Origin of the sequence: Campylobacter sp. W0066.1, assembly GCF_024723635.1 — a bacterium.
Taxonomy (GTDB): domain Bacteria; phylum Campylobacterota; class Campylobacteria; order Campylobacterales; family Campylobacteraceae; genus Campylobacter_D; species Campylobacter_D lari_C.
In genome coordinates, this window is the sequence record NZ_JANQCW010000029.1 from 1 (window position 1) to 5,969 (window position 5,969).

Annotated in this window: 4 protein-coding genes; 3 read left to right on the forward strand and 1 reads right to left on the reverse strand. The window is 25.1% G+C overall.

Features of this window, described 5'->3' with window-relative positions:
- Positions 1-67: 67 nt before the first annotated feature.
- Complete coding sequence (locus CAMP18497_RS07995; RefSeq protein ID WP_039626225.1) at positions 68-583, reverse strand: Hcp family type VI secretion system effector; 516 nt, start codon at positions 581-583, stop codon at positions 68-70.
- Between the two features lie 135 nt (positions 584-718).
- Here CAMP18497_RS07995 and tssM point away from each other — a divergent pair, with 135 nt between their 5' ends.
- From tssM to CAMP18497_RS08010, 3 genes are all read left to right on the forward strand, one after another.
- Positions 719-4,261 (forward strand): type VI secretion system membrane subunit TssM, encoded by a 3,543-nt coding sequence (tssM, locus tag CAMP18497_RS08000; protein ID WP_337213693.1) that lies wholly within the window; start codon positions 719-721, stop codon positions 4,259-4,261.
- Positions 4,251-5,153 (forward strand): hypothetical protein, encoded by a 903-nt coding sequence (locus CAMP18497_RS08005; RefSeq protein ID WP_263661754.1) that lies wholly within the window; start codon positions 4,251-4,253, stop codon positions 5,151-5,153. The genes tssM and CAMP18497_RS08005 overlap by 11 nt, the downstream gene beginning before the upstream one ends.
- Before the next feature lie 248 nt (positions 5,154-5,401).
- Positions 5,402-5,839: a tRNA 2-selenouridine synthase gene (locus tag CAMP18497_RS08010; protein ID WP_442867802.1), complete on the forward strand. Its 438-nt coding sequence runs from the start codon at positions 5,402-5,404 to the stop codon at positions 5,837-5,839.
- The last annotated feature ends 130 nt before the right edge of the window (positions 5,840-5,969 follow it).

Here is a 5,969-nt window from a genome sequence, read left to right on the forward strand (position 1 = left end):
TTTAATGAAAGTGATAAGGATATTAAATAGCATATAAAGCTCATTGTTTAACAATGAGCTTATTGTGTTACGAATTTGCTTCTCTCCAATCATCACTTCCGCTTGTTCCAGCCGCTGTATGCTCCCAAATAACTTTTCTGTAATTTAAAGATACCTTAAAAAGCTCTGTTTTGTCATGATTGTTTGCTTCTTGAGCATTTGGCATTACTAAGGTAATATCTGTAATGATAGCATCTTCTAATTTAGTTGTAAAAAAATGTTCTTGTCCACCACTTGTTGATGTTCTAAACCAATGAACTTCAACACTCGGAAGTCTTTCACCTTTTGTAAGTGCATTGTAAAGTAGAGGAACTGCTTTATTTAGAGAGCAAGTGAAAGTAAAAGGCTTATGAACTCTTTGTCCTGATGGTTGTCCACTTTGTTGATCAACTGGAACTGTTACAATATGAGAAATTTCTTGAGCCATAATCTCGTCTTCGTGTCCTGCTTGATAGCGATTTCCTATACTTGCTTCTGTAGAAGCACCACTTGAAATAAGTCCTTGTGTTGAACCTTCGATTTTGATATATGCTGGTTGTGCCATGTTTTTCCTTATGATTATAATTTTAACTTTATATTTATATTAAAAGCTTTTAATATTTTAATACAAAATAAGTAAAAATAATATAAAATTAATAAATAGAAATAAAAATTATTTGAATTTATATTAGGAAAAATTATGTTTCAAAAAATAATGCAAATTTTAAAATCTAGGATTTTCGTAATCACATTAATACTTATTATTTTAGTTGTCTTAAGTTTATTTTTTTGGGCTTATGGTTCTTTATTTGCGTTTAATGAAATTTATGTTTTTAGTAATTCTTATTTAAGATTTGGGATAATTTTTATATTTTGGTGTTGTATTTTTTTGTTTTTTCTTTTAAAGCCTTTAAGTAATTTTATAAAATCTTTTAAGGATGACAAAAGAATAAGACTTAAAGAAATTAAAAAAGAATCTAATGAATTTTTATACAAAGCAAAAAGAAATTTCTTTATCGCATTAAAAGATGCCAAACAAACATGGAAAAAAGATATCAACACTAAAAATTTGCCTCTTGTTGTTATTGTGGGAAATGAAGGTGCTGGTAAAAGTACTTTTATAAATTATTCTGATATAGAATATCCTTTAAGTGATAGTTTAGAATCATATAAAAAGATGCATAAGTCTACCAATAATTTTAGCTTATATGTTTCCAAGAAAGGCGCTTTGCTTGATACTGAGGGAAATTATTTTTCTCAAGAAGATTTTTTTCATCCTAATAGTAGCGATGAGTTACCCGAAGATGATATAGAGAAAAATAGAGACTTTTTAATTAAAAAGAGCATTTGGCAAAATTTTTTAAAATTTTTAAATAAGAATTATTTTCATAGTAAATTAAATGGCATTATTTTAATAATTGATACTCGATTGTTTTTAGAAAACACAAAAGAATATTCTAATAATTTAATTCGTTATTTAACAAAAAGAGTGCATGAGTGTGAAAAAATTTTAGGTGTACAATTACCTATTTATGTTGTTTTTTCAAAATTAGATTTAATAGAAGGTATGAGAGAATTTTTTGATATTTTCAATGAAAAAATTCAAAAAAAAGCTTTTGGTGTAAGTTTTGCAGAACATTTTAAAGAAGAAGATATTCAAAAGTCTTTTGAAGAGATAAGCAAATCTTTGTTTTTACGTTTTGTTGATAAAAATTCTTCTATATACACTATAGAGGAAAAAAATAAAATTTATTTATTTTTAAAGCAGTTGGATAATTTATTTGTATTGAGCAAAGACTTTATCGTGCAACTCCAAAATGAAAATATTTTAAAAAATAGTTCAGTTTTAAGAGGGGTATATTATGTAAGTGCTTATCAAGAAAATGTGCCAAGAAATTTTATGCTTGATACAATTTGTGAAAAGTATAATATAAAAAAACCATTAGCTCAAGTAAAACAGTCTTTTAGTAAGCAAAGTTATTTTGTTCAGTCTTTGCTTGAAGATATTGTCTTTAAAGATTCATCGCTAAGTAGAATTAAAAGTTTTTACAAAAAGATATCGCTTCTGGGTCTAACTATATTTTTGAGTTGTATGACTTATTTTATTTCATTTTATTTTATTCTTAAAAGTGAGCAAGAAAAGAAAATATCTCAAAGTGTTTATACAGATCTTTCATTTTTGTTGAAAAATATGCAAGATTACCCCATGATGAGTATAGAAGAGAAAGCAAAATTATTAGTTGATTTAAGAAATATACTAAGTGTATATCCACAATTAATCGAAAAGGCAAGTTTGTTTGAATATTTTAGCTTAAACATAACATATAAAGGCTTTAAAAAAGCACAAAATTTATATTATAAAATTAGTGAAGATGTGTTGAAAAATACCCTGTTAAAAGAAATGGAAATAATATTACAAACTGATGATAATTATGATAACTTAATTAAAACTTTATATGTATATAAATCATTGTTTGAGCAAAAATATCTTGATAAAGATTTATTAAAAATATGGATTAATGAAAATTGGAATTTTTTAGAAAAATATAAAATTTCTAAAGAAAATTTTCTATCTGGTATCGATGAACTTCAAAAGATTGATTTAAGCACTTCTCAGCAAGATGACATTTCGGTTAAATTATCTATTGAAAAACTATATAATGTAGCAAAAATTCAAAGAATATATACTTTACTTAACTTTATCATTCTAGATAAAAACAATAAAGTATATAATTTTAAAAATGAATTAGGATTTGCTGCTAACAATGTTTTCTCAGAGTCTATTAAAATTGATAGTATTGAAGAAATTTACACAAAAAAAGGTATGGCCGACTTTTTGCAAACGTTAAATGTAAAAATAGATAAAGCCATTGAGATTGATTCGTGGATTTTAAATGATTTGTCAAATTCTGAAAATAGAAGCAATATGGCAATGGGAATTATTAAAATTTATTTAACGCAATATCAAAATAAATGGCAAGAAATTTTAAATTCACTTGCACCAAAAAAGTTTATTTCCAAAAGTTCTATGCTAAATGAACTTAATATACTATCTAAAAAAGAAAATCCTTTAATGAATTTTATAAAAATTGTTAGTGTAAATACCAATCTTAACGATGCTACCTTACTAACTCAAGCATATAATCTCGGTGTTAATGCTGCTGAAATAAAGACAAGTTTTATGGGGATTACCAGTTCGTTTGATGCTTATCATAAAATTATAGAACAAAATTCTATTTTAAATACGGGTGCTACTGCTGTAGGTTTAGATGTTGGAAGTCATCAAAAAACCATGGAATTAATAAATACAGATTTGTCTAATATTCATAAAAAAATAACTGACTTTACAACAAATAACTCGCAAACTATTGAGGAAAAAATAAAATACGCTTTAAGCGATAGTAAAGATTCTAGCGACCCATTTAGTTCTCTTGAACAAAATATTAAAAATTTACCAAGTGAATTGGAAAAATATTATGCAACTCTTTCTTTGTATGCTTGGAATATTATAGAAAACCATGGAGTTTCTTTGTTTAATACTGTTTGGTTGAATGAGGTTTATGCACCATTTGTTAATGATATAGCTCCTTTTTATCCTTTTAATTTATTAAGTTCACAAGATTTAAGTATAGATTCTTTTAAAAATTTCTTTGGTAAAAATGGAATTTTAAATAAGTTTTATGAAAAATATTTAACAAATGTTCTAATTAAAAGAAAAAATGTTTACTCTATTAATTCTAAATTTAGCTCAAGATTAACTTTTTCCAAAGAATTTTTGGATTTTATTACTAAGGCTGGCAATTTATCAGAGTTAATGCTAAATGCAAATGATGTAATGAGAGTGCGCTTTACTTTACAAAGTCTTGACTTAAGTGCCGATTTTTCTTTTGTAAAATTTCAGTATAATGATACTTCTATTATATATGATCACACATTGCATACAAAATTAGATGTTATAACTGATGAATTTAACAATGGAACTAGTTTTGATTTCACTGCGTATTCTTATTTAGATGCTAATATAAATTACACAAAATCATATAAAGGAGAATGGGCTTGGTATAAATTATTACAGGAAAGTAAAAATTCAAATTCATCTTACAGTGTTTTATTTAATGACAATAAAAAAATGTATTTTGATTTCAAACTTAATAATAACAACTCAGATATTAATAATATAATTATGATATTAAGTGATTTTAAAATAGTAGAAAATATAACAAAGGCTCAAAATGATAGATAAAGAAACCATAGGATTGATAATTGAAAATATTGATGAAAATATTACAAAAACAGTAGCTTGTGTATTTGATGAAACTGGTGGACTTGTTGGATCAAGTCCAGAATGTTTATTTTGGATACAAGATAAAAATAATTCTGTTAAAGAAAAACATATGAAGATTACTTTTGAAGAAGGTTTTTTTACTATGACGCCTATAGAATGCAGTGATATTTTTTATAATAATTCTTTTTCTAGATTGGAAGATGGTTATGAAATTATTATCAACAAAGGCGATGTTCTAAAGTTAGGTCTTATTGAGTTGCGTTTTGTTGATTCAAAAGAGATTAAACAAGAAACTTTAAAGCAAGCAAAAGAAATAAAAGAAATAGAAAAACACACACAGATGGATGAAATAGAGCTAAAACCTAGAGGAAAAATAGATGGTTTAGATTTTAAGGCAAAAGAAAACATTAAAGAACTTATTGAAACAAAAATAGATTATAGTTTTATAGAGGATAATAATATTAAAAATTCTGAAGTTATTATGGAATCTAATTCTTCTGTTAATTTAGATTTTACTTATGAAAATATAGGAAAAATTTTAGATAAATTGCAAAATGAATTATCAGAAAATCGTAAAAAAACAATACTAAATGATAATTTCCAAAAATTAAATATAGATGATTTTCAAACAGTTATTTCAAAAATTCCGCTTATTAAAGATACAAAACTAATTAATCTTGTTGTATTAAAATTAATTACTAAAGAATTGTATTCGCCTGTATTTAAAGAGATGGAAGAAGATATTTTTATGACTTATTTGCAAAATGCCTTGCAAAATATTATCAAAAATGATCAAAATATATTTGAAAATTTGACTTTACTGTCTTTAAATAAATACAAAGAAAAATAATTTTTTTTCAAAGTAAAGTAAGATAATTTTCCAAAATTAATTTTAAAAAGGAGTATTAAATGAAAATCACAATGATAATTCTAAGCTTATTTTCTTTAGTATCTTTAAGTGCATGTGCTTTTAAAGAAAATAAAGCAAGTGAATTAGAAACTCTTGCAAGTAATTATGGTGGAATTTATATCTTTGATAAAAAAATAAGAGAAGAGATATTGGAAAATGAAAGAAAGAAAGGAGAGGCAATGAAAAAAATGTCTTTAGGGGATGATTTTTGGGATCAATTAAAAGTCATAGAAAAAAAATTCCCTCAAGTCCTTTCTAATGGTTGTAAATATTATCGTAGTGATTATAGATATAAAGGTAAAGCTGATTTTGGTTTCAAAGATAAACCCGAATTTGCATACTATGAAGATCAATTTAAAGCATATATGGGTGAAGAAAACTATAAAAAATTAAGACCTTATTTAGGTATGACAACTTATTATGTGTGTGAGGGTAAAAAATATCCTGTTGTTTTTGATACTATGATAGATTATAAAGTAAAAAGCTATGGATTATTTGGAGATGAAGGAAGAGGATTTAGCTTTTCTAGTATTAGTCGTAAAAGTGCAGGAGGAGGATCTTTTCATTATTTTACTAATGGTAAATTTATAAAAAGTGATGAAAAATATACAGGACAAAGTTACTGATGAACCCTAAAGAACTTATCTCTCAAATCAAAGACTATGCTAATATAAGATGCTAGTTATGCTATGTTGTAATATGTTGTAATATGTTGTAATATGTTGTAATATGTTGTAATATGTTGTAATATGTTGT